Below are 20,956 nucleotides of genomic sequence, written 5' to 3'. Positions count from 1 at the left end.
AATCAGAGTCCCATCATCGACTGCACCTGAACCAGTGTCGCCCCGGATTGCTGGCGGGTACCGTCACAGCGCTCGACTGAATAGGAAACACGGATCGCGGAATCTCGATGCTCCCTCCAGAACCGGTAGGGAACAATGAATACCAACGGCTCGCCCGCAATATCTCTGGTGACTTCGCGCTCGTCACAGTGATTGAATTTTTCCCCGTCACATCTCAGGTAAATCAGTTCACCTTTATCGGCCTTGGCGCTTTCGATGACGACGGTCACACCATCCTGCGCATCATGCAGATCCAACCAACCTTCATCGGCTTCCAGCACAATGGGTGGCAGCAGTGGCGCGCGCTCCAGCCTGCCAATCATCAGTGCCGTCACTTCAGAGTAACGAGGATTCTGCCCTGCTTGCTTCACGCAATAATCGACGGAAACGCAAGAATCCAGATTGGGCGCAATGCACTGCGGGTCGACCCAAAATGACAGTTCGTCCCCCACAGAAAAGGACTCGACCTTGAGTGCATCACAGAAGCTTCCTTCGACCGAAACGCCAGCCCAGGTCAACAACACCCAGTCGCCCGCCGCCATGTGCGCGTAGGGTTTGATCGTAACGATCGCCCCTTCTTTCACCCGATCCGGATCAAGCGTTCTACCCACTGCATCGCTTATCGTCGCAGGTAGCAGGTCGGATTGCACATCTCCTACACTCAGATGCAAACGATGGGAGTGCACGGGCCCCGCACAACGGGTGCTCATGAGTGAGTAACTGATTTCGAGTGAACCACCGTCCAGCGCCGCGATAGGTGCGCTACCCACAGCAAAGATCATGTCCTCGCCGATCCGGTCCTCACTGACAAACCGCGCCACCTGATGCTTGCAGGCTTGGCCATCGGCATCCAGGCCCGCCCAATTCAATAGCAATTTGTCGCCGCAGGTCATGCCTGGATAAGGCCGGACCCTGATGACGGCCTTTTTGTCAGAGGGGTTCAGAACGCCGTTTTCCGCCTGTTCAAGCAAGGGAGCGGCTAATGGTTGTTGCGCGAGATTCAAGGTGGCGGGTTCATAAACAGTCATTCATTCGCTCCAGTCCCTGGAATAAACACCGAACGGGTGGCCGGCGTTGGATGACGGCTATTTAACCCCACGACAAACAGCCGTGATGTCGGCCTCTCACTCCGGCTTACTGGGAAAATCGATACATACGAAGTAGGTCTTTGATCAACAGCAACCTGATCGCCTTGAAAATCCTCAAACTATTCCGACTAAAGCCTCAGCCACTTTCAAGCATTCACACTTGTTCTATTCCGCTTTCTGCAAGTTCCGACGGACTTTTCATACATCGCGCCAACCTCAAGTGTTTTAGAGTGAAACGCCATGCAGTCCCAACGAACTACTGTGCAAAGGTATGAACATGCAAAGGAATGCAAGCACTTGTTATCCAATACTGCTGGTCCACGGCCTTTTCGGCCTTGAAAGAATTAGCAAATTCGAGCTCTTTCACGACATCAGGCAGGCGCTGAGGAACGCCGGAGCAAGGGTGTTCGTTCCTCACCTGTCGGGCACCCATGGCAACGAGGTACGCGGTGAACAACTGCTCAAACAGATCGAGCGCGTACTGGAAGGAACCGGTGCACGCAAAGTCAACCTCATAGGCCATAGTCAGGGCGCACTGACCTCACGTTATGCCGCGGCGATTGCGCCACACCATGTGGCGTCGGTCACCTCCGTCAGCGGGCCGAACCATGGCTCGGAACTGGCCGATTTCCTGCGCAAGGCTTTGACACCGGGGTGTCTGCCGGAAGAGGTGGCCGAGACAGTAGTGACCCTGTTCGCCGACTTCCTCGCGGCATTAAGCGACAATCAATACCAACCGAAGAACGCCATTGCGGCCCTCAACGCGTTGACCACCGAAGGCGTAGGCGCATTCAACGACAAATACCCACAAGGGCTGCCCACAACCTGGGGTGGCAAGGGACGCGAACGGGTCAACGGTGTTCGTTACTATTCGTGGAGCGGCGTGCTGCAGTCGAACGTTCTCGAAGAAGGGTTCAATGCGCTCAATCCGCTCCACGCCTTCTGTCGGGCTCTTTCCAGCTATTTCGTCACCGAAGGCGAGCAGAACGACGGGGTGGTCGGTCGCTTCAGCTCTCATCTGGGAACGGTTATCCGTTCCGACTATGCACTGGATCATTTGGACAGCATTGGCCAACCGACCGGCCAGTTGCGTACAGGTGTCGACCCGATTGAACTGTATGTCCAGCATGCCGAGCGCCTGAGAGACACAGGCCTTTGAGGTTCCAACTGCCATGGATCCCGCGTGGAAAGGAACTTTGAGGAGAAATAGCTCACTGAATCCGGTAGGCTCAGCACTTTACTGAATATTGAAAGGAGTATTTTCCCATGGCCAAAGCCACTGCCCGTCACATCCTTGTTGCTTCCGAAGCCAAGTGCAACGAACTCAAGGCCCAAATCGAGGCTGGCGCCGATTTCGCCGAAGTTGCCAAGGCAAACTCCACCTGCCCTTCCAGCCGCCAGGGCGGTGACCTGGGGTCCTTCGGTCCGGGCCAGATGGTCAAGGAATTCGACACCGTGGTCTTCAGCGCCCCGATCAACGTGGTCCAGGGCCCGGTCAAGACCCAGTTCGGTTACCACCTGCTGGAAGTGACCAGCCGTCAGGACTGATCGACGCTTGAGCTACTCTCACAACGGCCCGCCTTTTGGTGGGCCGTTGTGTTTGCGATGCGTAATTCGGCTGGCGAGGGACGCGTCGCTAGCGTACAAATTGTCGTTAACGACCACCCGGCTCTAAGGCTGACAATGCGACTGGCTTTCTCTACCTTGTTGTTCACTGCCGTGTCCCTGCTGATGGGTACCGCCGGTGTGAATGCTGAACCGCGGCATGCATTGACCGTTTACGGCGAACCGGCAAAGTACCCTGCCGGCTTCAGTCATTTTGCCTACACCAACCCGCAGGCCCCCAAAGGCGGCACGATGCGGCGCTCGGCGATCGAAATTGGTCAGTTCGACCATGTTTTGCCTTACATCGACAAAGGCATCGGCGTCACACAGATCGACGGCCTGCTCTATTCGCCGCTGGCCCAGCGTTCGCTTGACGAGCCTTACACCGTGTACGGTCTGGTGGCAGAGAAGATGGAGCGCTCCGAAGACGGGTTATCCCTGCGCTTTTACCTCAACCCAAAGGCACGTTTTGCCGATGGCAAACCGATTACCGCCCAAGACGTGCGTTATACCTTTGACCTGCTGATGACCCAGGGCAGCCTGCGATACCGCACGCAGTTCGCCGACGTCAAAGGCATCGAAGTGGAATCGCCGCTGACGGTCCGCTTTGATTTCAAGAACAACGAAAACCGCACCCTGCCCCTGGATATCGCGACCCTGCCGGTGTTTCCCGAACACTGGTGGAAGAGTCGCGATTTCGCCGGTGGCGGCGGCTATGAAGCGCCTTTGGGCAGCGGCCCCTATAAAGTCGGCAAGATCGATTCCGGGCGCAGCATCACCTTCGAGCGCAATCCCGACTGGTGGGGCAAGGACCTGCCGGTCAGCCGTGGCCTGTACAACTTCGATCATTTCAGCATCGAGTACTTCGGCGATACCGACGTGGCGCGCCAGGTCCTGCGCGGTGGCGCCTATGACTACAATCGCGAATTTTCCGCCACCGGCTATTCCATCGGCTACGACAGCCCGGCCCTGAGCGATGGTCGCCTGCAAAAGGCCCACCTTGCCACCGAGGCACCGCAGCCAGCCCAGGGTTTTGTGTTCAATCTGCAAAAGCCCATGTTCCAGGACCGTCGCGTGCGCCAGGCACTGGTGATGCTGTGGGACTTCGAGTGGAGCAACCGGCAGATGATGCGTGACATGTACATCCGCCAGCAGAGCTTTTTTTCCAATACCGATCTCGCGGCCAGGCAACTGCCGGATGCCGGTGAGCTGGCGATTCTCGAACCATTGCGCGGGCAAATTCCCGACGAAGTCTTCACCAACGTGTTCGAGGCGCCGAAGACCGATGGCAGCGGCGTGATCCGCGACAAACAGCTGCAAGCCCTGGACTTGCTCGAACAGGCCGGCTGGAAACCCGATGGCGACCAACTGGTCAATGCCGACGGCGAGCCGTTGAGCTTCACCTTCCTGGTCAGTCAAAACGGCATGGACCGCCTGCTGCTGCCCTATAAACGTACGTTGAAACAGATCGGCATCGACCTCAACATCCGCCGCATCGACTCGTCCCAGTACGTCAATCGCCTGATGAGCCGCGACTACGACATGATCGTCACCGGCTACCCGGTCACCACCTCTCCAGGGAACGAATTGCTCAATTACTTCGGTTCCGCGGCGGCCACCGACCCAGGCTCCAACAACTACATGGTGTTGAAAAACCCGGCAGTGGACACCCTGATCACCGGGCTGATCCGCGCCAATACCCAGGCCGACATGCTGCATTACGCCCATGCCCTGGACCGGGTTCTGCAATGGAATTACTACTGGATTCCCAACTATTACCCACCAGGCACCTCGACGGTGTGGTGGAACCGCTTCGGCATCCCGAACGTGCAGGCGAGCAATGACGAAGCCATCGAGAGCTGGTGGGAGATGAGCACCACGCCATTGACCAACCAACAGATGACGGCCGAGCGTATCAGCCGTGGCAAACCCGGAGGGCCGCACTGATGTGGGCTTACATACTGCGGCGCCTGCTGCTGATCATTCCGACGTTGGTGATCATTCTTCTGGTCAACTTCGTCATCGTCCAGGCTGCACCGGGCGGGCCGGTCGAACAGGCCATCGCGCACCTGCAAGGCATTGGTGGCGCCACGGTTGGCGGCGGTTCCGGCGAAACCATGAACGGCAAGTCCCGGGCCAGTCGCGGGCTCGACCCGCAACTGATCAAGGACATTGAAAAACAGTACGGTTTCGATAAGCCGGCACACGAGCGTCTCTGGCTGATGCTCACCAGCTACGCGCGCCTGGACTTCGGCAAGAGCTTTTTCCGCGGTGCCACCGTCACCGACCTGATCCTGGAAAAAATGCCGGTGACCATTTCCCTCGGGCTCTGGGCGACGCTGATCACCTATCTGGTGTCGATTCCCCTGGGCATCCGCAAGGCCGTGCACCATGGCAGCCATTTCGACATCTGGAGCAGCACCGCGATCATCATCGGTTATGCCATGCCCGCGTTCCTGTTTGCGATGTTCCTGATCGTGGTCTTTGCCGGTGGCACTTCGCTGAACTGGTTCCCGGTTCGCGGACTGGTCTCGGACAACTTCGACTCGCTGTCGACCCTTGGCAAGGTTGCCGACTACTTCTGGCATCTGGTGTTACCGGTGACCGCGCTGGTGATCGGCGGTTTCGCCACGCTGACCATCCTGACCAAGAACTCATTCCTCAATGAAATCACCCGCCAGTACGTGGTCACCGCCCGGGCCAAGGGTTTGAGTGAACGCCGGGTGCTCTATGGACACGTGTTCCGCAATGCCATGCTGCTGGTGGTGTCGGGCATTCCCCAGGCGTTCATCAGTGTGTTTTTTGCCGGCTCGCTGCTGATCGAGGTGATCTTCTCTCTCGACGGCCTGGGCCGCATGAGCTACGAAGCGGCAGTATCCCGGGACTATCCGGTGGTGTTCGGCTCACTGTTCATCTTCACCTTGTTTGGCCTTTTGATAAAACTGGTCGGCGACCTCTGCTACACCCTGGTCGACCCGCGTATCGACTTCGCTGCGAGGAACGCCTGATGGTCAAGCTTTCACCGTTGGCGCGTCGCCGCTTTGCGCGCTTCAAGAAAAATCGCCGGGGCTGGTGGTCGCTCTGGCTGTTTATCGGCCTGTTCCTGATGACCCTGGGCGGCGAGTTGATCGCCAACGACAAACCGCTGGTGGTCAGCTATCAGGGCCAGTGGTACTTCCCAGTCTTCAAGCGCCATACCGAGCAGGAGTTTGGCGGGCAACTGCCATTCCAGGCCGACTACCGCAGCGACTACGTGCAGAAGCTGATCAAGAAGGACGGTGGCTGGCTGCTGTTCCCACCGATTCCGTTCAGTGACGACACGCCCAACTACGACCTGAACAAACCCGCCCCCAGTCCGCCCTCCAGCGTCAATTGGCTGGGCACCGACGACCAGGCACGGGACGTTCTGGCCCGGGTGATCTTCGGTGCCCGAGTATCGATCCTGTTTGCCTTGATGTTGACGTTTGTCAGTGCCCTGATCGGCATCGCGGCCGGGGCCCTGCAAGGCTATTACGGCGGCTGGGTGGACTTGCTCGGTCAGCGTCTGCTGGAGGTGTGGTCCGGATTGCCGGTGCTGTACCTGCTGATCATTCTGTCGGGCTTCGTCGAGCCGAGTTTCTGGTGGCTACTGGGGATCATGGCGCTGTTTTCATGGCTGGCCCTGGTGGACGTGGTGCGCGCCGAGTTCCTGCGCGGGCGCAACCTGGAATACGTCAAGGCCGCGCGGGCGCTGGGCCTGACCGACCGCAAAGTCATCGTGCGGCACATCCTGCCCAACGCCATGAACGCGACTTTGAGCTACTTGCCGTTCATCCTCACCGGGGCAATTTCCACCCTGACGGCACTGGATTTCCTCGGCTTCGGCATGCCGGCGGGCAGCGCTTCGCTGGGCGAACTGATCGGCCAGGGCAAGCAGAACCTGCAAGCGCCGTGGCTGGGTCTGACAGCGTTTTTCACCCTGGCGCTGATTCTTTCTTTACTGGTATTCATTGGCGAAGCGTTGCGCGACGCATTTGATCCGCGATCTTGATCCGCGATCTTGATGCACGCTCTTGAAAACGGAATGTTGATATGACCAACCTGATCGAAATCCGAGACCTCAGCGTGGCCTTCAGCGGCCAGACCGTGGTGCGCAATCTGTGCCTGGACATCCGCCCCGGCGAATGCCTGGCGCTGGTGGGCGAGTCGGGCTCGGGCAAGTCGGTGACGGCCCACTCGATCCTGCAATTGCTGCCGCCAACCGATACCGAGACAACGGGCAGCATTCGCTATCGCGGCCAGGAACTGGTGGGCGCAGATACCGGCAAGTTGCGCAAACTGCGCGGCAATCGCATCGCGATGATCTTTCAGGAGCCGATGACCTCCCTGAACCCGCTGCACTCCATCGAAAAACAGATCGGTGAAACCTTGCTGGTGCACAAAGGCCTGGCCGGCAAGGCGGCGCAAGCACGAATCCTCGAATTGCTGCACCTGGTGGGCATCCAGAAACCCGAGGAACGCCTCAAGGCCTATCCCCACCAGTTGTCCGGCGGCCAACGCCAACGGGTGATGATCGCCATGGCCCTGGCCTGCGAGCCGGAACTCCTGATCGCCGATGAACCGACCACCGCGCTGGATGTGACGGTGCAGCGCAAGATCCTGCTGCTGCTCAAATCCCTGCAACAGCGGTTGGGCATGTCGCTGCTGCTGATCAGTCATGACCTCAATCTGGTGCGCAGCATCGCCCAACGCGTGTGCGTGATGAAGGCCGGGGAAATCGTCGAGCAGGCGCCTTGCGAAATCCTTTTCACCGAACCCAAGCACCCTTACAGCTGTGTATTGCTGCACGCCGAACCCGAGGGCGAAGCCTTGCCCCGGGACGAGCGCGAAAACGTACTGGAGGTGGACGACCTGCGGGTGCGGTTTCCCGTCAGTGGCGGCTTGTTTCAGCGCAAGACCTGGCTGCGCGCCGTCGATGGCATCAGCCTGAACATTCAGCGCGGCAAGACCCTGGGCATTGTCGGCGAGTCAGGTTCGGGCAAGTCCACCCTTGGCCAGGCGATCCTGCGCTTGCTCGACTCCGAAGGCAGCATCCGCTTTCAGGGCCAGGCACTGGACGGCCTGACGCAGAAGCAGCTTCGGCCGTGGCGCAAGAAAATGCAGGTAGTGTTCCAGGACCCCTTCGGCAGCCTCAGCCCGCGGATGTCGGTAGCGCAGATCATCAGCGAGGGCCTGGAGGTGCACAGCGAGCTGAGCACTGAAGAGTGCAACGCCGAAGTGATCCGGGCACTGAGCGAAGTCGGCCTCGACCCGCAAAGTCGTCATCGTTATCCCCACGAGTTCTCCGGCGGCCAACGTCAGCGCATTGCCATTGCCCGGGCGCTGGTACTGAAACCGGCGCTGATCCTGCTCGACGAACCGACTTCGGCGCTGGATCGCACGGTGCAAAAACAGGTGGTCGCCCTGCTCCGCCAACTTCAGGAAAAACACGGGTTGACCTACCTTTTCATCAGTCATGACCTGGCGGTGGTGCGCGCCCTGGCCCACGACATGATCGTGATCAAGGACGGCAAAGTGGTGGAACGCGGCGCCAGCCATGAGGTGTTCGACTCACCGCAGCACCCGTACACCAAGGAGCTGTTGGCGGCGGCGTTGCTTGGGCAGGCATAATCGGCTGCGTTCAGTTGGACCGAGGCGCGGCCTTCGCGAGCAGGCTCGCTCCCACAGGGGATTTGTGAACGACACAGATCAACTGTAGGAGCGAGCCTGCTCGCGAAGGGGCCGGCACAGGCAATAAATCATCAGGATCAAACCCATGAACACCACCGAAAGCCTCAAGGACTACCAGCGCGTTCGCTTGCTGGCGATCCGCTCGTTGTTCGAGATCATCGAGCAATCGAGCGAGGGCACGGTGATTGTCGACCGCGATGCCAACATCGTCTGGATGAATGAGCGCTATGCCCGACGCTTCGGCCTGCAATCGGCAGAAGTCGCAATCGGCAAGCCCTGCGAAAGTGTGATCCCCGGCAGCCTGTTGCGTGAAGTGGTGCGCACCGGCCGGCCGATCCTGCTAGACATGCAAGACACCCCCAAAGAGCCGCTGGTGGTCATGCGCCTGCCGATTCACGACGATGCCGGCGTGGTGATCGGCGCCATTGGTTTCGCCCTGTTCGATGAGTTGCGCAGCCTGTCGCCAATGCTCAAGCGCTACATGAGCATGCAGGAAGAACTGGCCTCCACCCGCTCGCTGCTACGGGCACGGCAGACCAAATACAACTTTGCCCATTTCATCGGCACCAGCGCCGCCAGCCTGGAAGTCAAACGCCGCGCCCGGCGCAGTGCGAGCACCGAATCACCGGTGCTGCTGCTCGGCGAAACCGGCACCGGCAAGGAGTTGCTGGCCCAGGCGATCCACAATGCCTCGCCCCGTGCACACAAGGCGTTTGTCAGCATCAACAGCGCGGCGATTCCCGAATCGCTGCTGGAGGCCGAATTTTTCGGCACCGCCCCCGGCGCGTTTACCGGAGCCGACCGCAAGGGCCGCGCCGGTAAATTGCAGATCGCCCAGGGCGGCACGCTGTTCCTCGACGAAATCGGCGACATGCCGCTGCCCCTGCAAAGCAAATTGTTGCGGGTGTTGCAGGAAAAAGAATTCGAGCCGGTGGGCTCCAACGAAGTGATCCAGAGCGATGTGCGGGTAATCGCCGCGACCTCTACGGACCTGGAAGCGGCGATCAAACGCGGCGAATTCCGCGCCGACTTGTACTACCGGCTCAACGTGTTGCCGATACAGGTTCCGCCCCTGCGCGACCGCCTGGATGACGTGCCGGCACTCAGTGAAGCCATACTCGAAGAACTGCGCAGCCAGCATGAACTGCACCACGAAGCCCTGGCATTGTTGGGGCAACACGCCTGGCCGGGGAACATCCGCGAACTGCGCAATGTGCTGGAGCGGGCCGCGCTGCTCAGTGATGATTTGCGCCTGACGACAGCGGATATCCGCGCGGCGATTGGAACGTTCACTCCGGTAGAGCGCGTGGCGCCCTTGACCATCGAACCGATCGCCCATGAGACGTTCACTGCAGCGCGGGAGCGCTTTGACCGGCAACTGATCGAAACCACCCTCGCGCAATGCGGGGGCAAGGTGATTGAAGCCGCAGCACGACTGGGGCTTGGACGGTCGACGTTGTACAAGAAGATGGTGGCGCTGGGGATTGCCGAGTCTCTATAAGGAGACACGATTCTCTTTTATAGGACGCACTGCGCGCGAATCGCTGGCAAGCCAGCTCCTACAGGTTTACGCAATTCCCTGTAGGAGCTGGCTTGCCAGCGATGGCGGCATTACATCCAAAAAAGTTCTCATTACAGAGACACAAGATCGAAAAACATCAGCAACAAAATTATTTTCCCTTATATATCAATCACATATAGAGCTGGCACAAAACTCGCTATACGCCTCTCCTACAACGTTTCACCCAACAAAAATAACAACCCAGGAGACACACCATGAGTGTGATCATTGCCTTGGCAGCCCTCGCGCTGCTGATGCTGGCGGCCTACCGTGGCTACAGCGTTATCCTTTTTGCCCCGATTGCCGCCCTCGGCGCGGTCCTGCTGACCGACCCGTCTGCTGTCGCCCCCGCTTTCACCGGGGTGTTCATGGAAAAAATGGTCGGGTTCATCAAGCTGTATTTCCCGGTGTTTCTGCTTGGCGCGGTGTTCGGCAAATTGATCGAACTGTCCGGCTTCTCGCGCTCCATCGTCGCGGCGGCGATTCGCCTGCTCGGCACCCGCCAGGCGATGCTGGTGATCGTGCTGGTCTGTGCCCTGCTGACCTACGGTGGCGTCTCGCTGTTTGTGGTGGTGTTCGCGGTCTATCCGTTTGCCGCCGAGATGTTCCGCCAGAGCAACATCCCCAAGCGCCTGATCCCGGCGACCATTGCCCTGGGCGCGTTCTCGTTCACCATGGACGCCCTGCCCGGCACGCCACAAATCCAGAACATCATCCCCAGCACCTTCTTCAACACCACCGCGTGGGCGGCGCCGTGGCTGGGCGTGATCGGCACGATCTTCGTGTTCTGTGCCGGCATGCTGTTTCTCCAGCGCCAGCGCAACAAGGCACAGCGCGCCGGTGAAGGTTATGGCTCTGACCTGCGCAACGAACCGGAAACCGCCGCCGACCTCAAGCTGCCCAACCCGTGGCTGGCGCTGTCGCCTCTATTGGCGGTGGGTATCATGAACCTGCTGTTCACCCATTGGATTCCACAGGTGTATGGCAAGACCCACAGCCTTGCGCTGCCGGGCATGGCCGCGCCCGTGACCACCGAAATCGCCAAGCTCACGGCGATCTGGGCAGTACAGGCGGCGCTGCTGATCGGCATCCTCATGGTCCTGGTGTTTGGCTTCCAGGCAATTCGCAGCAAACTCGCCGAAGGCAGCAAAAGCGCGGTCAGCGGTGCGTTGCTGGCGGCGATGAACACCGCCTCGGAATACGGTTTCGGCGCGGTGATCGCATCGCTGCCGGGCTTTCTGGTGTTGGCCGACTGGCTCAAGAGCATTCCCAATCCGCTGGTCAACGAAGCGATTACTGTGACCCTGCTGGCCGGCATCACCGGTTCCGCTTCGGGCGGCATGAGCATCGCGCTGGCAGCAATGTCCGAGCAGTTCATCAGTGCCGCCCACGCGGCAAATATTCCGCTGGAAGTGCTGCACCGGGTCGCCGCGATGGCCAGCGGCGGTATGGACACCCTGCCACACAACGGCGCGGTGATTACCCTGCTGGCGGTGACCGGGCTGACCCACCGCGAAGCCTATAAAGACATTTTCTGCATTACGCTGATCAAGACCCTGGCAGTTTTCGTGGTGATCGGCACCTTCTACGCCACTGGCATTGTGTGAGGTATTCATGACGACTCTTTCGGGCAAGACCGCACTGGTCACCGGCTCCACCAGCGGCATCGGCCTGGGGATCGCCCTCAGCCTGGCCAAGGCCGGGGCCAACCTGATCCTCAATGGCTTTGGCGATGCCTCCCAAGTGATCGCCGAGGTGCAACAGTTCGGCGGCAAGGTCGGTCATCACCCGGCCGATGTCAGCGATCCGGCACAGATTGCCGACATGATCGCCTACGCCGAAAGTGAGTTTGGCGGCGTCGACATTCTGGTCAACAACGCCGGCATTCAACACGTGGCGGCGGTGGACGAGTTCCCGGTGGAACGCTGGGATTCGATCATCGCCATCAACCTGTCGTCGGTGTTCCACAGCACCCGCTTGAGCCTGCCGGGCATGCGTGCCAAGGGCTGGGGCCGGGTGATCAACATTGCCTCGGTGCATGGCCTGGTCGGTTCGGTGGGCAAGTCAGCCTACGTCGCGGCCAAGCATGGCGTGATCGGCTTGACCAAAGTGGTCGCGCTGGAAACCGCAACCACCCAGGTCACCTGCAATGCGATCTGCCCTGGCTGGGTATTGACGCCGCTGGTGCAAAAACAGATCGATGATCGAGCCGCCAGTGGCGTTGACCCGCAGCAGGCGCAGCATGATTTGCTCGCTGAAAAGCAGCCATCACTGGAGTTCGTGACACCGCCGCAACTGGGTGAACTGGTGCTGTTCCTGTGCAGCGAAGCCGGTAGCCAGGTGCGTGGCGCAGCGTGGAATGTTGATGGTGGGTGGTTGGCGCAGTGACCAGCCGCTAAACCCCTGTGGCGAGGGGGCTCGCCCCCGTCCGGCTGCGCAGCAGTCGTAAATTCAGTGCTCGCGGAATATGAATTCAAACCGGGGGCAGGATTTAGGGGCGGCTTCGCCACCCAACGGAGGCAAGCCCCCTCGCCACAAAAACCCGATTTAGTGCGTTGATAAGAAGAGGCAAACCATGTCCGACATCCTCTGGCAACCCGACGCCAAGCGTATTGGCAAGACCCGCATGGAGGCCTTCCGGCGCTTCATCAACCAGCGCTACCACCTCAAGATCGATGACTACCCGGCCCTGCACCAATGGTCCATCGATCAGCGCGTGGATTTCTGGCAGGCCATTGTCGATTTTTTCGACATCCGCTTCCACGAACAACCCGACGCAGTCCTGCTCGAAGGCCCGCAAATGCCCAGTGCCCAGTGGTTCCCCGGCGCAACGCTGAACTTTGCCGAACACCTGCTCCAGCGCCGCGATGATGCTATCGCCGTGGTAGCCGTTGGCGAAAACGGTCAGCGTGAACATTTGACCTGGGCCGAACTCGCCGAACATGTCGCCGGCTTTCAAAACGGTCTGATAGCGGCCGGTGTCGGGGTTGGCGACCGGGTCGCCGCCTGCATGCCCAACACCTGGCAAACCCTGGTGGCCATGCTCGCCACCACCAGTCTTGGCGCCATCTGGTCCTGTTCTTCGCCGGACTTTGGCACCCAAGGGGTGGTTGACCGATTCGGCCAGATCGAGCCGAAAGTGCTGGTGACTTGCGCCGGTTACCGCTATGCCGGCAAAGAGATCGACCAGACCGCCAAGGTCAACGAGATCCTCCAGCGCCTGCCATCGCTGCAACAGCTGATCGTCGTGCCTTACGCACGCCCACAGGCGCACATCGAACACTTCCACACCCAGGCCAACGTGACGCTGTGGGACGATTTCTACGAACCCGGCGGCGAACCGGATTTCGTCCCGGTGTCCTTCGCCCATCCGCTGTACATCCTCTATTCCAGCGGCACCACCGGCGTGCCCAAATGCATCATCCACAGCACCGGCGGCGTGTTGCTGCAACACGTCAAGGAACACGGCCTGCATGGCGACCTCGGCCCCGGTGAACGGCTGTTCTACTACACCACCTGCGGCTGGATGATGTGGAACTGGCTGGTATCGGCAATGGCGGTGGGCAGTGCAGTGGTGCTGTATGACGGTTCGCCGTTCCAGCCCGACCCGCAACGCCTGATCGACCTGATCGACGACGAAAGCATCAGTGTCTTTGGTACCAGCCCGAAGTTTCTCGCCACCCTGGAAAGCAGCGGTATCAAGCCGCGTGAAAGCCACGACCTGAGCAGCCTCAAGACGTTGCTCTGCACCGGCTCGGCGCTGTCGCCGCAGAGTTACGACTATGTCTATCGCGACTTCAAGGCTGACGTGTGCCTGGCCTCGATGTCCGGTGGCACCGACATCGTCTCGTGCTTCGTCAACGGCAACCCGATGACACAGGTCAGGCGTGGCGAAATCATGGGCAAGAGCCTGGGCATGGCCGTCGAAGTGTGGAATGACGAAGGTCGACCGGTTACTGGCGAAAAAGGCGAGCTGGTGTGTACCCGGCACTTCCCGGCGATGCCTGTTGGTCTGTGGAACGATCCCGATGGCGAAAAACTGCGCACATCTTATTTCAGCCTGTTCCCCGGCGTCTGGGCTCAGGGCGACTACGCCGAACAACTGCCCCATGGCGGGATGATGATCCACGGCCGCTCCGATGCCGTGCTCAACCCCGGCGGCGTGCGCATCGGCACGGCGGAAATCTATCGCCAGGTGGAAAAAATTCCACAGGTGCTCGACAGCGTGGCCATCGGCCAGCAATGGCAGGATGACGTGCGAGTGGTGCTGTTCGTACGCTTGCGCGACGGACTCGAACTGGACGAGGCGCTGCAACAGCAGATCCGCCAGACCATTCGCGCCAACACCACGCCGCGTCATGTGCCGGCGAAGATTGTCGCAGTGACGGACATTCCCCGGACCATCAGCGGCAAGGTCGTCGAGCTGGCTGTACGCAATGTGGTGCATGGGCAGAAGGTAAAGAACACCGATGCACTGGCCAATCCCGAGGCGCTGGAGCAGTACCGAAACAGGCCCGAACTGCTGGATTGAGTGTAGGAGCGAGTTTGCTCGCGATGGTCTTCAACGATAACGCTGGTGGGCAGGTGCCCCGCGGCGCTCTCAGGTTTATCGCGAGCAAGCTCGCTCCTACAGGGTTTGGTGTTTTCGGCGCCGTCGGCCAATGCCCCTCGTTCCCACAGGGTCGTGTATCGCTGAACCGCTCAAGCCTCCGAATCAACCTGGGCCTGTCACCTGTGCAAGAATAGATGCCAGCTAAAGCGACTCAGGCTCAGGACTCCCAGATGAACGCGACACCCACCGCCAGCGAAGCCCAGGCCTTGATCGCCCGAATCGACTGGGCAAGCAGCCCGCTGGGCGCGGCCAGCACTTGGCCACAGAGCCTGCGAACCGCCGTGGACATCGTGATTCACTCACCGATGCCGATGTTGTTGCTGTGGGGCCCGCAATTGACGCAGATCTACAACGACGGCTTCGCCCTGCTCGCCGGAAGCAAACATCCGCACGCTTTCGGCCAACCGACACACCTGATCTGGCCGGAGTTGAAAGACTTTACCGACCCGATTTACAGCGCCGTCCTGCAGGGTCAGGTACGGACCTACAGCGAGCAGCGCTTTACCCTGCAACGTGAGGGCCGCGAATCCGACTTCTGGCTCGACCTGACCTACAGCCCGATCCGCGACGAAAGTGCCGCAGTAGCCGGGATTCTGGTCACCGCCATCGAAACCAATGAGCGCCGACGCATCGCCCTCGAACTTGAACAGCGCTCGGCGGCCAGCCTCAAGGCCCAGCGTGAAACCGAGGAGCGCCTGCAACTGGCCCTCGCCGCCACCGATGCGGTCGGCACCTGGGACTGGGACATCAGCGAAGACCGTTTCATCGCCGATGCGCACTTTGCCCAACTGCACGGCATCGACCCGGCCATGGCCAACCAGTTGCCGATCAGTGAGTACCTGCACGGCGTACACCCCGAAGACCGCGCCCTGATCGCCCGCAGCATCAAGCATTGCATCACCCATGGCAGCGAATACGCCGAGGAATACCGCCTGCTGCAATCCGACGGCCAGATGCGCTGGGTGTTTGCCCGTGGCCGCTGCTACAAGGATCACCACGGCCGGCCGATGCGCTTTCTCGGCGCCGCCCTGGACCTGACCGAGCGTAAACATACCGAGCAGGCCCTACGCCAGAGCCAGACCGAACTGCAACTGATCATCAACGCCATGCCGATCCTGATCAGCTACGTCGATCGCGAAGAACGTTTTCGCCTGAACAATGCGGCGTACCTGGACTGGTACGGGCTGACCCCGCAAGAGCTATACGGGCGAACCATTCTTGAAGTGCTTGGCGAAGAAGCCTATGCCTTGCGCGCGCCTTACATCACTGAGGCACTGTCCGGCCGGCCTTGCTGTTTCAGCATCAGCACGCCACACCGTGATGGCAGCATCCGCCAGGCCTTGATGAATTACCTGCCCCGCCACGGCCCAGACGGTGCGGTGAACGGTTTCTACATCTTCGTGATCGACGAAACCGAACGCAAAAAGACCGAAGAAGCCCTGCGCAATCTCAACGAAACCCTTGAGGAACGGGTTGCCGCGCGCACCCGTCAATTGGCCGAGGCCAACGAGCGTTTGCAAAACGAGATGTTCGAGCGTGAGCGTGCCGAGGACGCCTTGCGCCATGCCCAGAAAATGGAGGCGGTCGGTCAGCTTACCGGCGGCATCGCCCACGATTTCAACAACATGCTCACCGGCATCATCGGCAGCCTCGACCTGATGCAACGCTACATCGCCGACGGCCGCCTCAACGAAATCGGCCGATTCACCGAGGCGGCGGTGTCCTCGGCCAACCGCGCCGCCGCCCTCACCCATCGCTTGCTGGCCTTCTCCCGGCGCCAGTCGCTCAACCGCAAGCCGCTGGACCCCAACGAGTTGATTCACTCGCTCGAAGACCTGTTCAGTCGTACCAAGGGCGACAACATCGCACTCAAACTGCAATTGGCCGAGAACATCTGGCGGGTCAGCACTGATGTCAGCCAACTGGAAAACGCCTTGCTCAACCTGGTGATCAACGCCCGGGACGCCATGCCCGATGGCGGCGAGTTGCAGATCGAAACGGTCAACGTATACCTCGACGGCAGCGACATCACGACCCTGGAACCGGTCAAGGCCGGCGACTACGTGATGATTGCGGTGAGTGACAACGGCACCGGCATGACGCCCTCGGTGCTGGCCAAGGCATTCGACCCATTCTTCACCACCAAGCCCATCGGCCAGGGCACCGGCCTGGGCCTGTCGATGATCTACGGTTTCGCCCAACAATCGGGTGGCCACGTCAGCCTGTTCAGCCTGCCCGGACGGGGCACCAGCGTGCGCTTGTACCTGCCGCGCCTGCACTCGACCGAGCCGGACAACGTCCTGGCACCCGTCGTCGGTGAGGCACCGGCGGCGATTGCCGGCGAGACCGTGATGCTGGTCGAGGACGATGCGGCGGTGCGCATGCTGGTGCTGGACCTGCTCAAGGAGCTCGGTTACCGCACCCATGAAGCCGAAGATGCCAAGGGCGCCCTGCCAGTGCTGGAGTCGGACCTGAGGGTGGACCTGCTGGTGACCGACGTGGGGTTGCCGGGCATGAATGGCCGACAACTGGCGGAAATCGCCCGCCAGCACCGTCCCGAACTGAAAGTACTGTTCATGACCGGTTATGCGCAAATCGCCGCCGAACGCCAGGGTTTCCTTGAAGAAGGCATGGACATGGTGGCCAAACCGTTTTCCATCGACCTGCTGGCCAACAAGATTCGCACGATGATCGGCCAACCGAACTGAGTTGAGGCATAATCGCGCGCCTCGTTGTCACTACCGTTGCAAGGTAACTGCCCCATGAAAGCTCAAGCCCGCCATATTCTGGTGAAAACCTCGGAAGAAGCCGAGCAGCTCAAACAACGCATCGCCAAGGGCGAAGCGTTCGATGTGCTGGCCAAGAAGTATTCGACCTGCCCCTCGGGCAAGCGCGGCGGTGACCTCGGTGAAGTCCGTCCGGGGCAGATGGTCGGCGTGATCGATGCGGTGATCTTCAAGAAACCGCTGCGGGTGGTGCATGGGCCGATCAAGAGCAAATTCGGCTATCACCTGGTGCAGGTGTTTTATCGGGATTGATGCTGTTGGCCGGGCTCCTGTGGCGAGGGGGCTTGCCCCCGTTCGGCTGCGCAGCAGTCGCAAATTCTGTGCATGCGGTGTATCAGGCAGATCATACATGGCAGGTTTAGGGCCGCTTCGCGGCCCAACGGGGGCAAGCCCCCTCGCCACAGAAATCGCATTAATCCCTGGGAATCAACGCCCCCGGCACCTGAATCACCCGACTCGCCAACCGATGCCCGGCCTCGGCGGCGTCCACCGGGTTACCACCCTTGAGCCGCGAAGCCAGATACGCCGCACTGAACGAATCCCCCGCCGCCGTGGTGTCCACCACCCGCTCGACCTTCTGCGCCGGCACTTCGAATGACTCGCCATCACAACGAATCAAGCACGCTTGCGCACCGCGCTTGAGCACCACTTCCGGCGTACCGATCTGCTCATACGCGGCAAACACGGCCTCACAGTCGGAGTAACCGAACAACGCCTGTTCGTCATCCACCGTCAGCAATGCCATGTCGACATGCGGCAGTACGCTGCGATACGCCGCTTGTGCGTCCTCAACCGATGCCCACAGCCGCGGTCGGTAGTTGTTGTCGAAGACGATTCGCGCATCGCGCTGGCGGGCTTCGATCAGGGTCTCCAGCAATTTTTCCCGGCCTTGCACGCCGAGCACCGCCAGGGTGATGCCGCTGAAATACAGCACGTCGTAATCCGGCAACGCCGCAAGAATCGGCACCGCGGCTGGCGTAGTGAAACAATCGCGTACCGCCGCTTCATTGCGCCAGTACAGAAAACGCCGCTCGCCGGCCGCGTCAGTCTGGATGCAATACAAACCCGGCAGACGCCCAGGCAGGCGCTGAACCATGCCGAGCCCGATGTTTTCCGCGGCCCAACTCTGGCACATGGCGTCGCTAAAGCTGTCGTCGCCCAGCGCGGTGACGTAATCCACGGAGCCGCCCTCGCCCAGTTCCCGGGACAGGTACACCGCCGTGTTCAAGGTATCGCCACCGAAGCTTTGCTGCAGGCTGCCGTCGGCGCGATGCTGCAACTCGATCATGCATTCGCCGATCAGGGCGATGCGCGGGGTGTTGGGGCCGAGGGTGCTGATGGTGTTCATTGTTGTGGGGTCTCTGGTGTTGCGATGTTGTCTGGTCGGGCCTCATCGCCGGCAAGCCGGTTCCTACAGGGGAACGCATTCCTATGTAGGAGCCGGCTTGCTGGCGAAGGCCGCACCTCGGTCCTGAACCTTAGAAACAGGTTTCCATGGTCTCGATGACGTTCAGTTGCTCATCCACCAGACAGCCGACACGCCACTTGTCGAACGTCAGGCACGGGTGCGACGTGCCGAACGAAATGATGTCGCCCACCTTCAGATCAACCCCCGGCGCCACGGTCATGAACGCATGCTGGTCCATCACGGCGGTCACCTTGCACGCACCTACATCATCGCCGCTGGCCGGCACCACGCCAGCCTTGTAACGCAGCAATGGCACCGGCAGACCGGCGTCGTAGGCCACGTCGCGTTTGCCCAGGGCGATTACCGCAAACCCCGGCTCCGGCAACGACTGCACGTGCGCCCATACTTCAAGCGCCGGGCGCAAGCCTTCGTGCAGGTCGCTGCGACGGTCGAGTACGCAGCACTGCGCTTCCTTGTAGATGCCATGGTCGTGGGCCACGTAGCTGCCGGGACGCAGCACGCTGAGGAAACGCCCAGCGGCGTTCTGGGCTTCGAAGGACTCGGCAATCAGGTCATACCAGGCCGAACCCGACGCGGTGATGATCGGCTTGGCAATGGCAAACGCGCCGCTGTCCTGCAACTGCACCGCCAGGCGCACCAGTGACGCGGCGAAATCGCGGATACCGGTCACGGCGTGATCGCCATGGATCACGCCTTCGTAACCTTCAATGCCGGTCAGGGCCAGCGCCGGTTGCGCGGCGATGGCTTTGGCCAGGTCGAGCACTTCCTGTTCGCTGCGGCAACCGCAACGACCACCGACCACGCCGTACTCGATCATCACGTTCAGGCGCACGCCACGGGAGGCAAAATAGGCGCCGAGGTCGGCAACGTTGTCCGGGTGATCGACCATGCAATAGAAGTCGAACGTCGGGTCGGCCAACAGGTCGGCGATCAGCGCCATGTTCGGCGTGCCGACCAACTGGTTGGCCATCAGCACGCGGCGCACGCCATGGGCGTAGGCCGCACGGGTTTGCGTAGCGCTGGCCAGGGTGATGCCCCAGGCACCGGCGTCCAGCTGGCGACGAAACAACGCCGGGGTCATGCTGGTCTTGCCATGGGGTGCCAGCTCTGCGCCGCTGTCACTGGCGAACGCCTGCATCCAACGGATGTTGTGCTCCAGCGCTTCACGGTGCAGCACCAGCGCCGGCAGGCTGACATCACGCACCAGGCTGGCGCCGGTCTGAGCGGCACCTTTATCCACGTTGGCAGTGTTGGAAACAGAAGACATGGTCGAACTCCTCGTTCACGCGGCTGCGAGCAGCCACTGTTATTCGTTGATGCGACGGGCCAGGCTGTTGGCGCTTTCGATCAGCACCCGGCGGTAGTCGTTGTAGTTTTTCTTCGCATCCGCCCGTGGGGCGACGATGCACAGGGTCGCGATGGCCACGCCACCGGGGTCTTTGACCGGGGCGGCGAAGCAATGGGTAAAGGTGTCGGCGACGCTATCGAAAGAGAAGAACCCATCGATACCGGCCTGACGGATTTCCCTGAGAAACTGTTCCAGCGGCAAACGTTCACCGTCTGGCAGGATGAAGTCGTCATGGTCGATCAGGTCGACAATTTGCTGGTCGCTCAGGTGCGCCAGCAACAGGCGGCCGGAGGCGGTCCAGGGGATGGGCGCGTTTTCGCCGATATCCGAGGAAATGCGGAAATGCCGCTCCCCTTCCTTCATCAGCGCGACGGTGTATTTGCGCCCGTTGAGCAGACACATCTGCGCGGTTTCATGGGTCTGGCTGACAATTTCCTGCAGGGCATGATCGGCCTCGCGGGTCAGGTCGAAATGGCGCAAGTGGGCCTGGCCGAGAAAGTACAACTGACGGCCGAGGTAGACATGACCGTCCTTGCCCACCGGTTCCAGGATCCGCCGTTCCAGCAGCGAGGCCACCAGTTCGTAGACCGTGGATTTGGGGCTGCCGATGCCGTTGGCGATGTCGTTCGGGCGCAGGGGCTGGCCGATCTCCTTGAGGAAATCGAGGATATCGAACGCCCGGTCCAGGCCGCGTGCCCGGCGTTTGATGGTGTCTTCGGTCATTTCAGTGGTTTCCATTCAAAGTCGCCGGGAGTTTACCTGTAGGAGCTGGCTTGCCA

Annotated in this window: 16 protein-coding genes; 12 read left to right on the top strand and 4 right to left on the bottom strand. The window is 60.6% G+C overall.

The genetic code is table 11. The features are described from left to right. Window positions 1-2 precede the first annotated feature (2 nt). The gene (locus B0D71_RS01575; protein WP_103393165.1) at window positions 3-1,067 is read right to left on the bottom strand and encodes a hypothetical protein; all 1,065 of its coding nucleotides are present in this window, start codon (window positions 1,065-1,067) and stop codon (window positions 3-5) included. 337 nt (window positions 1,068-1,404) lie between these two features. On the opposite strand from B0D71_RS01575, the gene B0D71_RS01570 reads away from it, so the two are divergent. The 12 genes from B0D71_RS01570 to B0D71_RS01510 all read left to right on the top strand — a co-directional run bounded on the left by B0D71_RS01570 (window position 1,405) and on the right by B0D71_RS01510 (window position 17,652). Beyond that, window positions 1,405-2,286, top strand: coding sequence for an esterase/lipase family protein (locus B0D71_RS01570; protein ID WP_103393994.1), 882 nt, complete (start codon window positions 1,405-1,407; stop codon window positions 2,284-2,286). A gap of 107 nt (window positions 2,287-2,393) precedes the next feature. After that, on the top strand, window positions 2,394-2,675 hold the full coding sequence (locus tag B0D71_RS01565) for a peptidylprolyl isomerase (RefSeq protein ID WP_007984657.1): 282 nt from the start codon (window positions 2,394-2,396) through the stop codon (window positions 2,673-2,675). A 135-nt stretch (window positions 2,676-2,810) separates the two neighbouring features. Beyond that, the gene (locus tag B0D71_RS01560) at window positions 2,811-4,679 is read left to right on the top strand and encodes an extracellular solute-binding protein (protein ID WP_103393164.1); all 1,869 of its coding nucleotides are present in this window, start codon (window positions 2,811-2,813) and stop codon (window positions 4,677-4,679) included. Further along, window positions 4,679-5,740, top strand: a complete 1,062-nt coding sequence (locus tag B0D71_RS01555) for a microcin C ABC transporter permease YejB (protein ID WP_103393163.1) — start codon at window positions 4,679-4,681, stop codon at window positions 5,738-5,740. Before B0D71_RS01560 ends, B0D71_RS01555 begins: the two co-directional genes overlap by 1 nt. Continuing rightward, entirely contained in the window at window positions 5,740-6,762 is a 1,023-nt protein-coding gene (locus B0D71_RS01550) for an ABC transporter permease (RefSeq protein ID WP_103393162.1), read from the top strand. The genes B0D71_RS01555 and B0D71_RS01550 overlap by 1 nt, the downstream gene beginning before the upstream one ends. A gap of 41 nt (window positions 6,763-6,803) precedes the next feature. Continuing rightward, complete coding sequence (locus B0D71_RS01545; protein WP_103393161.1) at window positions 6,804-8,381, top strand: ABC transporter ATP-binding protein; 1,578 nt, start codon at window positions 6,804-6,806, stop codon at window positions 8,379-8,381. Window positions 8,382-8,526: 145 nt separating this feature from the next. Beyond that, entirely contained in the window at window positions 8,527-9,942 is a 1,416-nt protein-coding gene (locus B0D71_RS01540) for a sigma-54 interaction domain-containing protein (protein ID WP_103393160.1), read from the top strand. A gap of 275 nt (window positions 9,943-10,217) precedes the next feature. Then, the gene (locus B0D71_RS01535) at window positions 10,218-11,609 is read left to right on the top strand and encodes a GntP family permease (RefSeq protein WP_103393159.1); all 1,392 of its coding nucleotides are present in this window, start codon (window positions 10,218-10,220) and stop codon (window positions 11,607-11,609) included. A 7-nt stretch (window positions 11,610-11,616) separates the two neighbouring features. Further along, window positions 11,617-12,390: a 3-hydroxybutyrate dehydrogenase gene (locus tag B0D71_RS01530; RefSeq protein ID WP_103393158.1), complete on the top strand. Its 774-nt coding sequence runs from the start codon at window positions 11,617-11,619 to the stop codon at window positions 12,388-12,390. Window positions 12,391-12,577: 187 nt separating this feature from the next. Continuing rightward, entirely contained in the window at window positions 12,578-14,533 is a 1,956-nt protein-coding gene (locus B0D71_RS01525) for an acetoacetate--CoA ligase (RefSeq protein ID WP_103393157.1), read from the top strand. 251 nt (window positions 14,534-14,784) lie between these two features. Continuing rightward, the gene (locus tag B0D71_RS01515; protein WP_103393155.1) at window positions 14,785-17,322 is read left to right on the top strand and encodes a PAS domain-containing hybrid sensor histidine kinase/response regulator; all 2,538 of its coding nucleotides are present in this window, start codon (window positions 14,785-14,787) and stop codon (window positions 17,320-17,322) included. 54 nt (window positions 17,323-17,376) lie between these two features. Beyond that, complete coding sequence (locus B0D71_RS01510) at window positions 17,377-17,652, top strand: peptidylprolyl isomerase (protein WP_007898282.1); 276 nt, start codon at window positions 17,377-17,379, stop codon at window positions 17,650-17,652. Between the two features lie 160 nt (window positions 17,653-17,812). Here B0D71_RS01510 and B0D71_RS01505 read toward each other — a convergent pair whose 3' ends face one another. The 3 genes from B0D71_RS01505 to B0D71_RS01495 all read right to left on the bottom strand — a co-directional run bounded on the left by B0D71_RS01505 (window position 17,813) and on the right by B0D71_RS01495 (window position 20,900). Beyond that, window positions 17,813-18,748 carry a sugar kinase gene (locus B0D71_RS01505; RefSeq protein ID WP_103393154.1) on the bottom strand — a complete coding sequence of 312 codons (936 nt, stop codon included), beginning with the start codon at window positions 18,746-18,748 and terminating at the stop codon, window positions 17,813-17,815. Between the two features lie 130 nt (window positions 18,749-18,878). Further along, the gene (locus B0D71_RS01500) at window positions 18,879-20,096 is read right to left on the bottom strand and encodes an amino acid deaminase (RefSeq protein ID WP_103393153.1); all 1,218 of its coding nucleotides are present in this window, start codon (window positions 20,094-20,096) and stop codon (window positions 18,879-18,881) included. A 39-nt stretch (window positions 20,097-20,135) separates the two neighbouring features. Then, window positions 20,136-20,900 carry an IclR family transcriptional regulator gene (locus B0D71_RS01495; protein WP_103393152.1) on the bottom strand — a complete coding sequence of 255 codons (765 nt, stop codon included), beginning with the start codon at window positions 20,898-20,900 and terminating at the stop codon, window positions 20,136-20,138. Between the last annotated feature and the right edge of the window lie 56 nt (window positions 20,901-20,956).

Origin of the sequence: Pseudomonas laurylsulfativorans (assembly GCF_002906155.1) — a bacterium.
Taxonomy (GTDB): domain Bacteria; phylum Pseudomonadota; class Gammaproteobacteria; order Pseudomonadales; family Pseudomonadaceae; genus Aquipseudomonas; species Aquipseudomonas laurylsulfativorans.
The sequence above is the reverse complement of the archived record's forward strand: the minus strand, read 5'-3'. Positions and strand labels throughout refer to the sequence as shown.